The organism is Gracilibacillus boraciitolerans JCM 21714, assembly GCF_000521485.1.
Taxonomy (GTDB): Bacteria; Bacillota; Bacilli; order Bacillales; family Amphibacillaceae; genus Gracilibacillus; species Gracilibacillus boraciitolerans.
Genome location: NZ_BAVS01000001.1, coordinates 133,529 through 148,235, shown reverse-complemented (window position 1 = coordinate 148,235; position 14,707 = coordinate 133,529). Strand labels below are relative to the sequence as shown.

At 33.4% G+C, this 14,707-nt stretch carries 17 protein-coding genes and 3 pseudogenes; 4 read left to right on the top strand and 16 right to left on the bottom strand.

Annotated features, from left to right (window positions below; translation table 11 throughout):
• Positions 1–9 precede the first annotated feature (9 nt).
• From accB to JCM21714_RS00695, 14 genes and pseudogenes are all read right to left on the bottom strand, one after another.
• Positions 10–501: an acetyl-CoA carboxylase biotin carboxyl carrier protein gene (gene accB / locus JCM21714_RS00755; RefSeq protein ID WP_035721782.1), complete on the bottom strand. Its 492-nt coding sequence runs from the start codon at positions 499–501 to the stop codon at positions 10–12.
• Positions 502–1,350: 849 nt separating this feature from the next.
• A complete protein-coding gene (locus JCM21714_RS00750; protein WP_035720930.1) occupies positions 1,351–1,941 on the bottom strand; it encodes a SpoIIIAH-like family protein in 591 nt (196 codons plus the stop codon).
• A gap of 22 nt (positions 1,942–1,963) precedes the next feature.
• Positions 1,964–2,611 (bottom strand): stage III sporulation protein AG, encoded by a 648-nt coding sequence (spoIIIAG, locus tag JCM21714_RS00745; protein ID WP_052000308.1) that lies wholly within the window; start codon positions 2,609–2,611, stop codon positions 1,964–1,966.
• Between the two features lies 1 nt (position 2,612).
• Positions 2,613–3,221, bottom strand: coding sequence for a stage III sporulation protein AF (gene spoIIIAF / locus JCM21714_RS00740; protein WP_268748269.1), 609 nt, complete (start codon positions 3,219–3,221; stop codon positions 2,613–2,615).
• A 14-nt stretch (positions 3,222–3,235) separates the two neighbouring features.
• Positions 3,236–4,398 (bottom strand): annotated as a pseudogene (spoIIIAE, locus tag JCM21714_RS24610) (stage III sporulation protein AE).
• Between the two features lie 15 nt (positions 4,399–4,413).
• Positions 4,414–4,806 carry a stage III sporulation protein AD gene (gene spoIIIAD / locus JCM21714_RS00730; RefSeq protein ID WP_035720924.1) on the bottom strand — a complete coding sequence of 131 codons (393 nt, stop codon included), beginning with the start codon at positions 4,804–4,806 and terminating at the stop codon, positions 4,414–4,416.
• A gap of 6 nt (positions 4,807–4,812) precedes the next feature.
• Positions 4,813–5,019: a stage III sporulation protein AC gene (gene spoIIIAC / locus JCM21714_RS00725; RefSeq protein ID WP_018934528.1), complete on the bottom strand. Its 207-nt coding sequence runs from the start codon at positions 5,017–5,019 to the stop codon at positions 4,813–4,815.
• 14 nt (positions 5,020–5,033) lie between these two features.
• On the bottom strand, positions 5,034–5,546 hold the full coding sequence (spoIIIAB, locus tag JCM21714_RS00720; protein WP_035720921.1) for a stage III sporulation protein SpoIIIAB: 513 nt from the start codon (positions 5,544–5,546) through the stop codon (positions 5,034–5,036).
• Complete coding sequence (locus tag JCM21714_RS18975; protein ID WP_235182527.1) at positions 5,543–6,157, bottom strand: AAA ATPase domain-containing protein; 615 nt, start codon at positions 6,155–6,157, stop codon at positions 5,543–5,545. The genes spoIIIAB and JCM21714_RS18975 overlap by 4 nt, the downstream gene beginning before the upstream one ends.
• Positions 6,158–6,266: 109 nt before the next feature.
• The gene (locus JCM21714_RS20640; protein ID WP_052000306.1) at positions 6,267–6,464 is read right to left on the bottom strand and encodes a hypothetical protein; all 198 of its coding nucleotides are present in this window, start codon (positions 6,462–6,464) and stop codon (positions 6,267–6,269) included.
• A gap of 225 nt (positions 6,465–6,689) precedes the next feature.
• Positions 6,690–7,249: pseudogene (efp, locus tag JCM21714_RS00710) on the bottom strand (elongation factor P).
• 25 nt (positions 7,250–7,274) lie between these two features.
• A complete protein-coding gene (locus JCM21714_RS00705) occupies positions 7,275–8,342 on the bottom strand; it encodes a M24 family metallopeptidase (protein WP_035720919.1) in 1,068 nt (355 codons plus the stop codon).
• A 24-nt stretch (positions 8,343–8,366) separates the two neighbouring features.
• Positions 8,367–8,798, bottom strand: a complete 432-nt coding sequence (gene aroQ, locus JCM21714_RS00700) for a type II 3-dehydroquinate dehydratase (protein ID WP_035720916.1) — start codon at positions 8,796–8,798, stop codon at positions 8,367–8,369.
• A gap of 47 nt (positions 8,799–8,845) precedes the next feature.
• Complete coding sequence (locus tag JCM21714_RS00695) at positions 8,846–9,226, bottom strand: YqhR family membrane protein (RefSeq protein ID WP_235182556.1); 381 nt, start codon at positions 9,224–9,226, stop codon at positions 8,846–8,848.
• 319 nt (positions 9,227–9,545) lie between these two features.
• Here JCM21714_RS00695 and JCM21714_RS00690 point away from each other — a divergent pair, with 319 nt between their 5' ends.
• Complete coding sequence (locus JCM21714_RS00690; protein ID WP_035720913.1) at positions 9,546–9,938, top strand: SA1362 family protein; 393 nt, start codon at positions 9,546–9,548, stop codon at positions 9,936–9,938.
• A gap of 14 nt (positions 9,939–9,952) precedes the next feature.
• Here the strand turns inward: JCM21714_RS00690 and JCM21714_RS00685 are convergent, their stop codons facing one another.
• Both JCM21714_RS00685 and mntR read right to left on the bottom strand, forming a co-directional pair.
• Positions 9,953–10,846, bottom strand: a complete 894-nt coding sequence (locus JCM21714_RS00685) for a patatin-like phospholipase family protein (protein WP_035720910.1) — start codon at positions 10,844–10,846, stop codon at positions 9,953–9,955.
• 70 nt (positions 10,847–10,916) lie between these two features.
• Positions 10,917–11,330 (bottom strand): transcriptional regulator MntR, encoded by a 414-nt coding sequence (gene mntR, locus JCM21714_RS00680; protein WP_035720908.1) that lies wholly within the window; start codon positions 11,328–11,330, stop codon positions 10,917–10,919.
• A gap of 173 nt (positions 11,331–11,503) precedes the next feature.
• On the opposite strand from mntR, the gene JCM21714_RS00675 reads away from it, so the two are divergent.
• The 3 genes and pseudogenes from JCM21714_RS00675 (at position 11,504) to JCM21714_RS00665 (ending at position 14,697) form a co-directional block, all read left to right on the top strand.
• Positions 11,504–11,899: a rhodanese-like domain-containing protein gene (locus tag JCM21714_RS00675; protein WP_035720906.1), complete on the top strand. Its 396-nt coding sequence runs from the start codon at positions 11,504–11,506 to the stop codon at positions 11,897–11,899.
• Positions 11,900–12,246: 347 nt separating this feature from the next.
• Positions 12,247–13,903, top strand: a pseudogene (locus JCM21714_RS24605) (DEAD/DEAH box helicase).
• A complete protein-coding gene (locus JCM21714_RS00665) occupies positions 13,900–14,697 on the top strand; it encodes a YqhG family protein (RefSeq protein WP_035720904.1) in 798 nt (265 codons plus the stop codon). Before JCM21714_RS24605 ends, JCM21714_RS00665 begins: the two are co-directional and overlap by 4 nt.
• Positions 14,698–14,707 lie beyond the last annotated feature (10 nt).

Below are 14,707 nucleotides of genomic sequence, written 5' to 3'. Positions count from 1 at the left end.
ATCCCCCCCTTATGCCTTCTTAATTCGAAATAATGGTTGGCCATATTCTACTAATTCACCATTTTCCGCTAGTATTTCGGTTATTGTCCCTTTTACATCTGCTTCTATTTCATTAAATAGTTTCATTGCTTCCACGATACATACAACGGAATCTTCATTCACTTGATCTCCTACATGTACAAAAACAGGTTGATCAGGTGATGACGAGCTGTAAAATGTTCCAACCATCGGTGAAACGATCTCATAATCATAGTTTGCTTTCGTTTCCGTTTCTTGTTGTGTTGCTGTTTCCTCTTTTTCAGCGCTTTGTTTTGGAACAGATTCCATAACTGGTTGAGGCGTATTTTGGATATTAGATTGTAATGCTGTGGATGTAGATACTACCCCCCCATTATTTTTCTTTAGTTTAATTTTTGCTCCTTTTTCTTCATACATAAATTCATCAATGGATGATTGATCAATTTTTTCGATTAATTGATTGATTTCTTCTACTGTTAGCATTTCTGCACCCCCCTTCATCTTTTGTTACATTTAATAACAGGTACTAATAACTCCTTCTAATATTTTACGCAATACTAAAAAAAACTGCAACCCTTGTCTATAGGAATGATTAGATTTTCCACAACTTTAGCTTCCCTTTTCAAAATAAACTGAAGAATCTTCGCAATTTAACTAATAAAAGCCAAACCACCAAATACTCCATATTATTGTACATAGGAAAGATGATGCGACATAACTTCGATTTAATGAGTAGTCATTTTGAAATTTATATTAGGTGTAACAACCGCTTCGGCTTGCCCACTTCGCTTTCCGGGGGGGCGTGTCTTCAGCTAACTTTGTAAAGAAAGACACTTTACAAAGTGGATCTTCAGATCACGCTGATCCCCCAGGAGTCGAAGTGGACGCCTGCGCTAAATAATATTCTACAATAACAGCAAGTGGTAAAATTGTGACTCTCCTATCTCGATTTATAGGTATTATCCTTTTGGAAAGTCAAAATGATATTGGTCTTAATCGTTGTAGAGCAAATTAATAGCGAAGGCGCCCGCTTTCACTCCTGTGGGAATGTTTTCTTTGAAGATCCACTTTTTCAAGCGATCTTTGCTTGGAAAAGTTAGCTGAGAAGAAAACCCCCCACGGAAAGGGAAGTGGGCAGCCGGAGCGGCTGCTTAGCAGGAAAATACAAGTTCAAAATTGTCACAAGAGTTATGTCGTATAATCTTCCTTATGTGCAAGAAAGTACAACTTGTTTTAAAAGGTTGTTAATGCAATGAACAGTAGAGTTATATCTAATTTTGAACTATAAAAATGCTGACAGTCTGGACTGTCAGCAAAGCTTTGGAAAAAATACTAACTTGCTTGGTATACAACATCGATTTTAATTTCACCGAATTCGTCTTTAGCGTGTTGAATGATTTCATTAGCTTCTGTAGCAGAAAGCGAATCGGTTTGCACCGTTACCACAACATTATTATCGGACACATTTCGCACCAGCACCTGCTCATATCCATTTAAAACCTTTATCGTTTCTTCCAAAATACTTTCTTTTTCATTAAGCATTTCGATTTCTTTCATAGCTTCATATGCTTCATTTACTTCTTCTGAACTGCTTTCACTTGATGCAGTAATACCTTCAAGTCTTTCTTTCTCTATACTTCGCTTATTCGTTATTTCCATACGAACAGCCGTGAAATACTCATTAGAATTGATGGAAGAAGTATCTAATTCTTCAACATTACCTTCTTCTGTTACGTTTTTCATTTCATCTGTAACTAATTCATCCATTTGTTCAACCGCAGAAGATGAGGCAGTTTGATTTTGCTGTTCTTCAGAGTCAACAAAAGCTAAATCACCTTCATTTGGAGCATTCAAATAATACACACTTAAAACAATCATTAAACTTAACATTGTTAACAACCATACCGTTTGTTTTTTTAACATTCTTTTCCCCCCCTCCTAGAAACTATGTGTTTTTCGGCATAACCGAAATTCGATGAGCTGGTACATCTAATACTTTTGATACGGCATCCATTACCCACTTTTTCACTTCAAGATTATCCACACCCTTTGCAACAATTAGAACCCCCCCTCTAACTTCTGGCTTTTTTGTTTGTACTAGAAGCGGCACTTCTTCTTCACCTTGTCGAATAATGACAACAGTCTGTTCTCTTGTCTCATCATCAATCTTTCGATTACCACCACTTTGATCGGTTTCATTAGTTATTTGTGATCCTATTACTAAATTCTTCTGATACACTTGCTCATTTGTTGCATCTAAATTAACCATTACTTCTACATCTGCAACACCTGTTATTTTTTCTAATAACAGAATTAAATCTTTTTCATATACAGCTTCTACATCTGCTATTTTTGAACTTGCTGTTGTTCCTTCTGATTGTTTCCATGTTTCTTGTTCGTTTTCATCTTCAGAGGCCTCCATTAAAACAGGAGGATTAGTTAGTTGATTATCACTTTCTTTTTCACCAAACAAATTACTTACCATTAAGATAAAAACTGCTAGTAGAATGAGTAATGCGATATATTGAAGTTTTGATGGTTTTTTATCTCTAACTTTTAAGCTCGACATAATCTTATCCATCCATTCAGGCACCTTATTCCTCCTTCCATGCTATATGAATAATATCCTCTTCAATGTCCCATCTTTCTCCTAAAAATAATTTAATATCTGCCTCATCTTTTGGAATTTTTGACGTTGGAGGATCTGTCTCACCGATTTGAATATACACCTTTTCTACCTTATTTTCTTGGTCATCACTGGGAATAAGCTGGACATCCACCCGTTCCAGTTCCTTACTATCTGTTGCTGCAGAATTGATCCAATTTGCTTCTACATTAACAATTTGATAACCGTATGTTTCCTGTAACTCCTCCTCTACTAAATTTTCCATTTGGACAACCATTTCATCTAATATATATGCAGCTTGTATCTGTTCTATTTCACTTTTTTGTTTATTCATTTGATTTTCTATATTTGCTTCAACTGTTGGATCAGTATTCGTACGTATTAACTGATCTACCATTTGATGAACATCCACTTTAAATATGGAGAGTATTGGTTGTAATATGATTAAAATGAGTAGTAAACCTACAACTAATTTGACATATTGCTTTAAGTTGGAATTAGGTAAAATCAAATCAACAAGCATGGCTAATATCATATATATAATAATTTGAAGAATCCAATTGGATAAGTATTCAATGATTTTGCCCCCCCCTATCTCACCATCATGGTAATATTACTTGATATAATTAAAATTACTATCGTAAAGAAAAACATAAATGTTACTAATAACAGTGCAGCAAATAAATAAAGAATATGTCTGCCAATGATATCGAGACATTCAATTACAGGTCCATCTCCAACCGGTTGTAAAATTGCTGTTGCTACTTTATACATTAAAGATATAGCAAAAATTTTAATAGCTGGGAATAAAACAATACCTATTAAAATTACTACGCCTACCATACCAATCCCATTTTTAATTAATATCGTTGCGCTGAGAACTGTATCTGTTGCATCAGTAAAAATTCTTCCGATCACGGGAATAAAATTACCTGTCACAAATTTAGCCGTCTTCATTGCAATTCCATCTTGAATCGCACTGGCAGCTCCCTGCACAGAGATAACTCCTAAAAACACAGTTAACAAAATCCCCCATCAGACTAATAGCGATATTTTTTATTAAATTTGCTAACTTGGTGGCTTTATATTCAGGACTTATCGTACTTACGATTTGTAATATTGCTGAAATTAAAAATAGTGGCAGAACAATCTTTGAAATAATAAATACACTGGCATGTATTAAAAAGATTATGATCGGATGAAAAAAAGAAATGGTTACAAGATGTCCTAGTGAAGCGAGCAGGCCTAAAAGTAATGGTAATAAAGCAATCAAGAAATTTTTAGCCATTTCTACTGTTTCTAATACATAGCTACTGGCTAACTGAAAGCTTTTTAATGCAATGATAATCAACATCACGTATACGATCGCATATGCTACTTTACTTACCACCTGATTTTCAAAAGCATTTTGAATCGTCTGTAATAATAAACAAAATAATGTAAGTAACATTAAAGTAGCTAATAATTTACCGTTTTCTACAATTTCATATAAAAAATACCGAAGAAATCCTTTCAACCATGACTGAAGTGTAACTTCGCCTTCCCCCCTTGATCATATTCCATAAGCTCTCTTTTGATAGTTCCGGCAGTGCGTCCTGATACTCATCCCCCAAGTAATCCCAATATGCTTCTAATTCCGTTCCTTCGATCAGGTTATGGTATTCCTCTTTCTGATTGGTTACTTCCGCTGAAACTTCTATTGGAATGATAGAGATCACCATAAATAGTAAAATAATTTTCTTTACATGCTTCATAAGAATCCTTCCTTGTCAGGAGACTGGGAAAATATTAATAATTGTTTCTATCAGAGACTTAAATATGGGAATGGCTAAAATAAGAATGAATACTTTCCCAATCATTTCAATTTTTACAGCAATTGACTCTAATCCTGCATCTTTAACAATATTGGCTCCAATTTCTGTGATATAAGAGATACCAATTATTTGAAGTATCGTTTTTATATACACATCATTAATATTAGCCCTCTCACCTAAATACGTAATCAATTGAAGTATTTCCTGAACATACTGAATGACATAAATAAAAAAGTATAATACAGTAAGAACAACAATAAGAAACGCAATACTAGGCTGCTTGTCCTTCAAAAGCAAAAAGAAAACAGTGGCAATAATTCCAATACTTATTACACCGATTATCTCCATATATATTTATCCTTTAAGAAAGAAGACAGCTCTTATTTGTTGGAACAAATCAGAAATACTGTTCAATACAAATAATAAAACAATAATAAATCCAACTAAACTAACGAATTGAGCGTATTCTTCTTTTCCCATTTGTTTTAATATGGTGTGAATCATCGCAACAATAATTCCAATTCCTGCAATTTGAAATAATACACTAGTGTCACCGATCACGCGATAACTCCTCTCTATAACAAGAGTAAAACGATTAACATCCCTGTTAAAAAGCCTATACTTCTTGACATATTTCCGTAACGTTGATGTTTTTCTTCTGCTTCTACGAGATTTCTTTCCAGATGAGTAATAGTTAACCTTACATATTTTTGTTGCTGGTAGATATCGTACTGGCCTAATGTTCTTCCAAATTGATTAAGGATCTCTGCATCATCTTTTTGTATCGATGAATTCTTATGAAAATCTTCCATATGTTTTTCCCATATTGGAAACAATTCTTCCTTTTCCTGTTGAATATCTTTCGCAATATGTAGAAACAGGTTAGATATCGGCTCTGGAGTTTGTTTTGTAACAGAAATTAGCGCTTCTCGTATCGTGGCATGACTATATACAATTTCTGCTTCAAGAATTTGTAATGCTGTTTTAAATAACCTAATTAGTTTGGGTCGATTAGCTAAATTCTTGGCATACTCATGACCTAGCAAAGTTAATGAGAATATAAGTACAATTGATGCAATCCATTTCATTTGATCATCACTCTTGAACGATAGAGAGACTGTCCTTCCTCGTCTAATATTTCTATGACTTCTCCCACAGTTGTTTGATTTGATAACACCATAAAACGTTGAAAAATTTTATTCTTTATAATATTTTTTATCGTCGGTCTTTCACTAATTTCTGCAAATGATCGTCCATGAACCGTACAGACAAGCTGTACACCAGCATGTATCACCTCATCAATAGCCTCGACATCTTTTTGACTACCAATCTCATCTACTATAATTAATTCAGGAGACATCGAACGAATAAACATCATCATACCTTCTGCTTTAGGACATCTGTCAAGTACATCAATACGAGATCCTAATAGATGTTGCGGTACTCCATTAATTGATGCACAAATTTCTGACCGTTCATCTACTATAGCTGTTTTATAACTGCTTCTTGTTGAGGTGCTAGTTGCACAATAATTAGCTAAATCACGTAGCAATGTAGTTTTACCTGATTGTGGGGGCCCAATAATTAAGGTGTTTTGAATCTTATCAGTTAAGATGTAGGACAAATAAGGTTGAATCATACCAAATTGCGGTTTTGCTATTCTAATGTTAAAGGAACTCACATGATGAATTGCCTTCACTTTACTATTTTCAACAATTACAGAGCCTGAAATACCGATTCGATGCCTCCTGCTATTGTTATAAATCCATTTCTTAACTCTTCTTCTAAGCGGTACAAAGAAAATTCACTTATCTTGTTAAGAAATAGCGTAGCATCTGAGGCTGAAAAAAATGATTCTTTAACCAAAATACATGCTTACCATCATTAATTTCGATAGGTTGATTGACTCGAAGTCTAATCTCTTGAATATCAATCTGTTCTCGATCCATATATTTCTTAATACAGTTAGAAATATCGCTAGGAAGGATTTGTAAGACTTGTTCCATAATTATTTTCCTCTTTTCCTTGATCTATTTCTATAAATATTCTATGCGAGAAAATAGTAGATATAACCTTTTTAAAATGGAACACCTTCAATTTTCATATGAATTAGATCCGAGGAAATAGATATCATAACTCTTTAAAAAGAAGTATAAAAACATGACTTTATTAAAAATTGATCCTTTTTTTGACAAAAAAACTACTAAGTAAGCTACTTAGTAGTTTTCTATTTATGCTCGAGAAACGTATTTTCCATCAGCTGTAGAGATTATTAGGCGATCTCCCTGATTGACAAAGAATGGTACCTGTACGGTAAGTCCTGTTTCCAATGTAGCAGGTTTTGTACCACCACTTGCTGTATCCCCCCCCTTGACACCAGGTTCTGTTTCCGTAACTTCCAATTCAACGTTATTAGGCAAGTCGATACCGATCGTTTCGCTCCATATGTCAATATATTTACTTCCATATTTTCTTTAATGAACTGTAACTCTCTTTCGAGTTGGCTAGCAGGTAATTCCACTTGGTCATATGTATTAGTATCCATAAACATATGCGTATCTCCATTCGCATATAAATATTGCATCTTATTATTTTCAATATGCGCTCTGTTTACTTTTTCCCCACCGCGAAATGTCTTTTCTTGTATATTACCATTACGTAAATTACGTAATTTAGACCGAACAAATGCCGCACCTTTACCTGGTTTAACATGTTGAAATTCTAATACTTGCCATATTCCACCATCTACTTCAATGGTCAGACCTGTTTTAAATTCATTTACTGAAATCATCAAATTCCTCCTCTATATTCCCTTATTATACTGGTAATTGAATTAATTCTTTTGGTGAATTCGTTAAACGTTCACAACCATTGTCATAAATTAAAATATCATCTTCAATACGACAACCACCAACATTTGGCACATAAATACCTGGCTCCACTGTTACAACCATACCTGCTTTTAATGTTTCCGAAGAACGGAATGATAATCCCGGTTTTTCATGAACATCTAACCCTAATCCATGTCCTGTCGCATGACCAAAATAGCTACCAAATCCCTTTTGTGCAATATGGTCTCGAGTAAGTGCATCAGCATCTTTGGCTGTAATACCAGCTTTTAATCCCTCCACACCTTTTAATTGCGCTTCTAAAACCGTTTGATAAATAGTTTGCAATTCAGAAGATATCATTCCTACAGCAACCGTTCTAGTTATATCGGAACTATAGCCTTTATATAAAGCGCCAAAGTCTAACGTCACTAATTCGCCAATTTCTATTTGTTTTGATGATGCAACACCATGAGGTAAAGCAGATCTGAAACCGGAAGCTACAATAATATCAAAGCTTGAAGAAGTAGCTCCTTGCTTGCGCATATAAAACTCTAGTTCATTTGCAACATCAATTTCTTTAACTCCTGGTTTTATATAGCTCAAAATATGATCAAAAGCATTATCTGCAATTTTACAAGCTTCTTTTATTATATTAATCTCATCTTGGTCTTTAATCAAGCGTAATTTTTCAACTACTTCGTTGGTTGGTATAAATTCAACATTGATTACTTTTTTATATTGTTCATACAATGCATAAGTTAGATCATTCTTCTCGAAACCAATATTACGCAATTTTAATGACGTTACCATATCCGCAATCGTCTCTTGAATTGGTCCCTTGTGCTCGATAATCTCAAACCCTGTAACTTGTTCATTTGCTTGCTCAGTATATCGGAAATCTGTAATAAAATATGCTTCATTGGATGTGATAAGCGCAACTCCAGCTGTTCCAGTAAAACCTGTTATGTATCTTCTATTTACTGCACTTGTTATCAATAAACCATCTATATGCTCTTCTTTAATTAAAATTCTTAGTTTCTCTAACCGCTTCATTCAAAAAATCCTTTCTACATTATTCTAATTTTCTATAAAATACTTTGCAGCCAAGAAATAACCTTTCGTTCCTAATCCTACTATCTGACCTTCACATACGGGTGCCAGCATGGATGTATGACGAAATGCTTCACGTTGATGTACATTAGAAATATGGACCTCAATTACAGGAACGGTTACAGAACTAATAGCATCACGAATAGCTACACTGGTATGTGTATAACCTCCCGGATTAAAAATAATTCCATCATAACTTCCTTCCGACTCTTGAATCCAATCAATAAGTTGTCCTTCATGATTAGACTGTTTCGCATCAATTTGATATTCAAAAGGTTCCACAGCAGCAGAAAGCTCTTTCTCTACATCTGAAAGTGTCTTACTCCCATAAATACCTGGTTCTCTTTTACCGAGACGATTAAGATTTGGACCGTTTAACAATAATAATTTCCCCCCCATATTTTCACTCCATCCAGATTCTTTCTATATCATAATAACATAAATGTTTACTGTTTTTTATCAATATGCTGAAGGTAAGCAAAAGAAATAGAGTAACTGATAAATACACTATATAGTATGAATAAACATATTGTTGTAACAATTGTATTTCCATCTAAACGATAAAACTCAGGAATATTTGGAAATATCGGCTCCATTAACCAGAATAAAATAAACCATATAATAATCCCTACTATAATTCCTGGCATGACTCCGTCATATTTTTTTAATAAAAGATAATATAAACAGGCAATGCCAATAGATAATAAACTGATTACCAGTATTGAAAGGATCTGTCCCATCCATCGATCCGACCATTCTGTATGCAACCAGGATCGTAATACAAAACTTTTTGGTGTAATGGTTGTAAAATTAAAATATCCTGTAATCGCTCCAGCTATACTCCATAACAGGCCACCAAAAAACCGATGCTAATTACTTTCGGGATTAGAGAAGTTTTTTTCTCTAGATTTTCTTCTTGTTTTATACGTCTCAAAGTGATCACCTCAGTTTATAGCGTAACCACAAATGTTTTTTTTCATGCTTACCTCATGTTCAGAAACTGTCAATATCTAAATAAAAATTCTTGTAAGTATCATTATTTTTCAATTAATATGATATTCTTGTATAAAAACTAACTAATAAAGGGTATAACTATAGAAAGAACCTAAATTCCCATATCATGAATTGTAAAGGAGGAATGCTTGCATGAAAAAGACCATTACATCTGCTCTGGTGTATTTTCTGATAGGCTTAGCAATATTAGGTTTTGTCACAGCATTAATCACCAACGCACTTGGCTTCCTTACTTCTCTCTTATTATCGCTAACTATTGGTGCAGTTATTTTTGGTTTAGTTTATTTCTTCCTGATTAGAAAACGGCAGCCAAATGATATACGAAAATACCGAAAAGCTGTTAAACAGTCAAAACAGAAATATAACTATCGTAATAATTATAGTAAAATGCAGCCTACCCCAATCAAACAAAATACATCGCACAAAAAGATTAATCATTCATTGAAACAAAACCGAAAAAACATTCCACAACTTCGCGTGATAAATGGTAATAAACAGAAAAAGAAGAACAGAGCCTCTTTATAGGTTCTGTTCTTCTTTTATCTGCTCCATTTTAATAAATACTGAATTGTTCGTTTGTAACCTAAATCAATGAGCTTTTCTTTCTTTTCCTTTGAAAGATTAAAGTCCGTTGCGTTAACATCATTAATTGGAAAAAACAATATATCCTTTGCTATATTTTCTGAAATATACTTGGTATCATAAGCGTTTCGCATTGTGCCCATTAAAGCTAATAACATCTCAATAGCGTTAGAGATTTTTGCATGATGATAAAATTGCTTTTGATCTGTTAATTGCATACCTAATATGGGACGGACACGAGCTGCATCTTCTCTATCAAATAGCCATAATGGGAAGTTGCTAAGAATCATACCATCTACCAGATAACTTTTTTGCCTGGTTAATGGATTCATTATTTTAGAAGGGCGAAAGAAATATGGAATTGAAATACTACTGCGGACAGCTTTCGCTATTTTAAAATAGGATGGTTCTATATGATAATTTCTCTTCAGATCATCTGGAAAAATAACAACTTGATTTAATGTTAAATCTGCTGCAACAATTTTTAATTTATCAAATGGTAAATCAGTAAAATGGATAATTCCCTTATCAGATAGTTTTTCCTGTAACCATAATTCAAAGTTATTGCCACGATATAAACCCATTGTTTGAAATAAGGTTAACCATTTAATAAACGGAAAGAAACTACTCAGCTTTGACTGATCTAAAAAACTATCCAGAGGTAGATCTAAAAATATATCCTTCATTTCTTTCGCAGTATAACCAGCTGCAATAAATGTTGCGAATAATGCACCGGCTGAAGTTCCTGCCACTCTTTCAAACTGAATGTTTTTTTCTTCTAAAGCCTGTAGTGCACCTAAGAAGGTATAAGCTTTTACACCACCTCCAGAAAAAACACCATCAATTTTCATCTTATCACCCTAACTAACTGGTATATTATATATATATATATAAATTTACCAGTAGATAGAACAATACGATTTAATCATCTTTTGGTTGTAAGGCTTTCAATACTTCCGCATGCTCTGGATCTTCGAGAAATTGTACAACATCACCAATTCTATCAATCGAGTTCCAACTTAGATGATGTTCAATTCCTTCCACATCAGTATAAATATTCTCCTCCTTCACTCCGATGATTCGTAGAAATCTTTCTAAAAGTTCGTGTCGGTAAACTAATCTTTCACCAATTTTTTTTCCTTTGGAGGTTAAAATAAGACCTTGATACTTTTCATAATTGAGGTATTCATCTCTATCTAACTTTTGAACCATTTTCGTTACAGATGATGGTTGTACTTGAAGTGCTTCAGCAATAGCTGAAACCCGTGCATATCCTTTTGTTTCCATCAGTATGTATATTTGTTCTATATAATCTTCCATAGTTGGTGTAGGCATAACAATCCTCCAATAATAAGTTTATTATGTAAATAAAAGCATACAATAGTTTTATCACTGAAACAAGCCATCTAATATAATTAACTCTATCGAAGTTTTTTGCTTTATTTGATACTATTAAATGGTATAATCCTTGTTAGAGGTAAGAAAAGAAATTTAATGGGGGATGCAAATTGACAGAACTATACATTTTAATCGGGATTTTGGTAATATTCATTATCTTTACCGTCTATCGCTACTTTAAACAAAAGAAAATCCTTAATAGTTTATCAGAGAGTGAATTTCGCGAAGGATATCGAAAAGCTCAATTGATTGATGTTAGAGAACCAAAAGAATACGATGGTGGTCATATATTGGGAGCAAGAAACATTCCCATGACACAGTTAAAGCAAAGACTAACTGAATTAAGAAAAGACCAACCTATTTATTTATATTGTCAAAATGGTTCAAGATCCATGAGAGCAGCATTAATTTTAGACAAAAAGGGATACAAGGATTTGTATCAATTGCAAGGCGGCTATAAAAAATGGTCCGGAAAAATTAAAAAAACAAAAAAGTTAGATTACTAAACCGAGTGAAACCACTCGGTTTTTCTTTATAAAAAAAACAAGCGCATAAATCAAAGTATAAACGTATTTCACCCTCTGAGTAATTAGTTTAAAATTTAATTTCTATATTTCTCAAACTAAGTTGATGAATAAAAGAAAGATAATGCGCCATAACGCCTGTGGCAATTTTGAAAGATTTTTACTGCTAAACAGCCGCTCCGGCTGTTCGCTTCCCTTTCCATGGGGTTTTCTTTTCAGCTAACTTTATTTTTATCATAAATAAAGAATGTAGTTAAGAACTCTTACGTATAACTTTATCTTATCAGGCTACAATAAAGAGAAATTGGACTACGATAGGATGGCTTTTGATGCATAATATACCAGTAATCAGAGATAATGCGTTTGTAGAAAATTATACTGAAGCAATAAAAAACCCAGCTCTATTAGCAGACTGGAAACTATTTAAGCAGGCATATCAAATTGCAGATACCATGAAAATAACAAGCTTTAATGAATTGGCAGCACCTAAATTCTTGCCACACATGGAGTTCTTGCCACACCAATTAGAATCTGCGAAAAACGCTATTCAAAAAATGAATGGCAGAGCATTACTGGCAGATGAAGTTGGATTAGGAAAAACAATTGAAGCTGGACTTATATTAAAAGAATATTTATTAAGAAATCTCGTCCAAAAAGTACTTATATTAGTGCCTGCTTCACTAGTTAATCAATGGGCGGTTGAATTAAATCAAAAATTTTTAATACCTGCTCTTACTGCTAGTAAACGTGTAAATTGGCAAGACACAGCTATTTTAATCACCACACTGGATACGGCAAAGTTAGCAAAGCATCGTCAAGCAATATTAGCACAAAATTATGATATGGTAATTGTCGATGAAGCGCACAAATTGAAGAACCACAAAACAAAAAACTTTCAATTTGTACAACAGCTATCAAAAAAGTATTGTTTACTTCTAACTGCAACCCCCAGTCCAAAATCAATTGACAGACATCTTTAATTTAATTAGTTTGCTAAAGCCCGGCTATCTCGGTACTTATGAAGACTTTATCCAGACTTACCGTGAACAAAACCGTAATATTGATGAGGATCCCTATTTAAAACAATTAATTAGTAAAATCATGATAAGAAACCGAAGAATAGATACTGGAATACATTGGACGGTCAGAAAAATTGAGACCATTTGGATTTCATTTTCTGAAGAAGAATTAAATATCTATAAAAAAATGGAACAATTTTTAAGGGAATTTAAATCGATCTCCTCTATCACCTACTTAAGAGAATTTTGCAGTTCTCGTGAGGCTTGTTATTTATCTTTGAAAAAATGGCTGCATGAATATACTGAAAATCAATTACCGGAAGCTTTTACTATTTTATCCATGATTGAACAACTTCCACACCATGCAAAAGCTTTAAAACTTATAGAACTTATCAATCAATCAAACGAAAAATTTATAGTATTTACTGAATATCGTGCTACTCAAATTTACTTACAGTGGCTGCTCCACAAAGAAAACATCCCAACTGTTATTTATCGTGGTGGTTTTAAAAAGGGAAAGAAAGATTGGATGAGGCAACTTTTCCAAAATCAAGCACAAGTAATGATTGCAACAGAAGCAGCTGGTGAAGGGATTAACCTTCAGTTTTGCCATCATCTTATTAATTATGATTTACCTTGGAATCCAATGAGACTCGAACAAAGAATTGGCCGTATCCATCGCTATGGTCAAGAACAAAATGTTATGATCTATAATTTTGCCATTAAAAGTACAATGGAAGAACATGTCATGAATTTACTGTATAATAAAATTCAATTATTCGAAAATGTAATCGGACAGCTTGATCATATTCTGTCTGATTTAAATGTCACAAATTTAGAAAAAGAAGTAGAACAGATATTTCAAGAATCAAAATCAGACGGAGAAACAAAAATCAAACTAGAGAATCTCACGTCAGTTATCCAGTCCTATCAAAGCGATCCTCCAAATAAGGAGCAAATGTTATGATAACAGATTTACACAACTTTCTAGAACAATATTTTACAAGTCACGAGTGCGTTGTTGTGACTGAAAATGGAACTGAAATGACTATACATTTAACAAGAGAATTAGATCAAGTTTTAATGAATCGACCTTTTTACTGGCATTATATGGATAAAACAGGGCGTCAGGGAGAACCGATGTCCATACAATTGGATACTAGTACAGCGAAACCAGAAAATAATAAAGAGTGGATTCATTTCGGTAGTCCACGGTTACAACAAATATTTAACCATATCAAACAGAAAGCTCGCTATACAATGTTATATGAAGAGACAAATATTCAAGTCCAAACTGCACTGTTACCATGGTTAATTGCTAATGTAGCAGTACATTACATTGGAAGTCAAAAAAAGCAGGAAGTCTATTCTATCGGTTTACATTTATTAAATGGATCGATTACAACAAATATGATGGAACATATTGATTCATTTGTCTTACAACGGACTATGAGTGACTATAGTTATACGATTTCACCTATCATAAAACCAATCAGTGGATTTAATCGAATCTTTCAATTTATTGAACAGCAGTTGTTGGATGCGAATATACAATGGGCCAGAGAATCGAAAGATTTGTTACAAGAGGAATTACAATTAGTACATTACTTTTTTGATAAGCAAGAAGAGAATCGAGACATTCTTGAAAAAGAGAATGAAAGATTACATGAACGTCTGGAACCAAAAATTGAAATTAACTTGATTAATGCAGGATTATTTTACTTAACCGAAAGTTCCACCCAATTCATTTTGAAAAAATAATAAATGACAG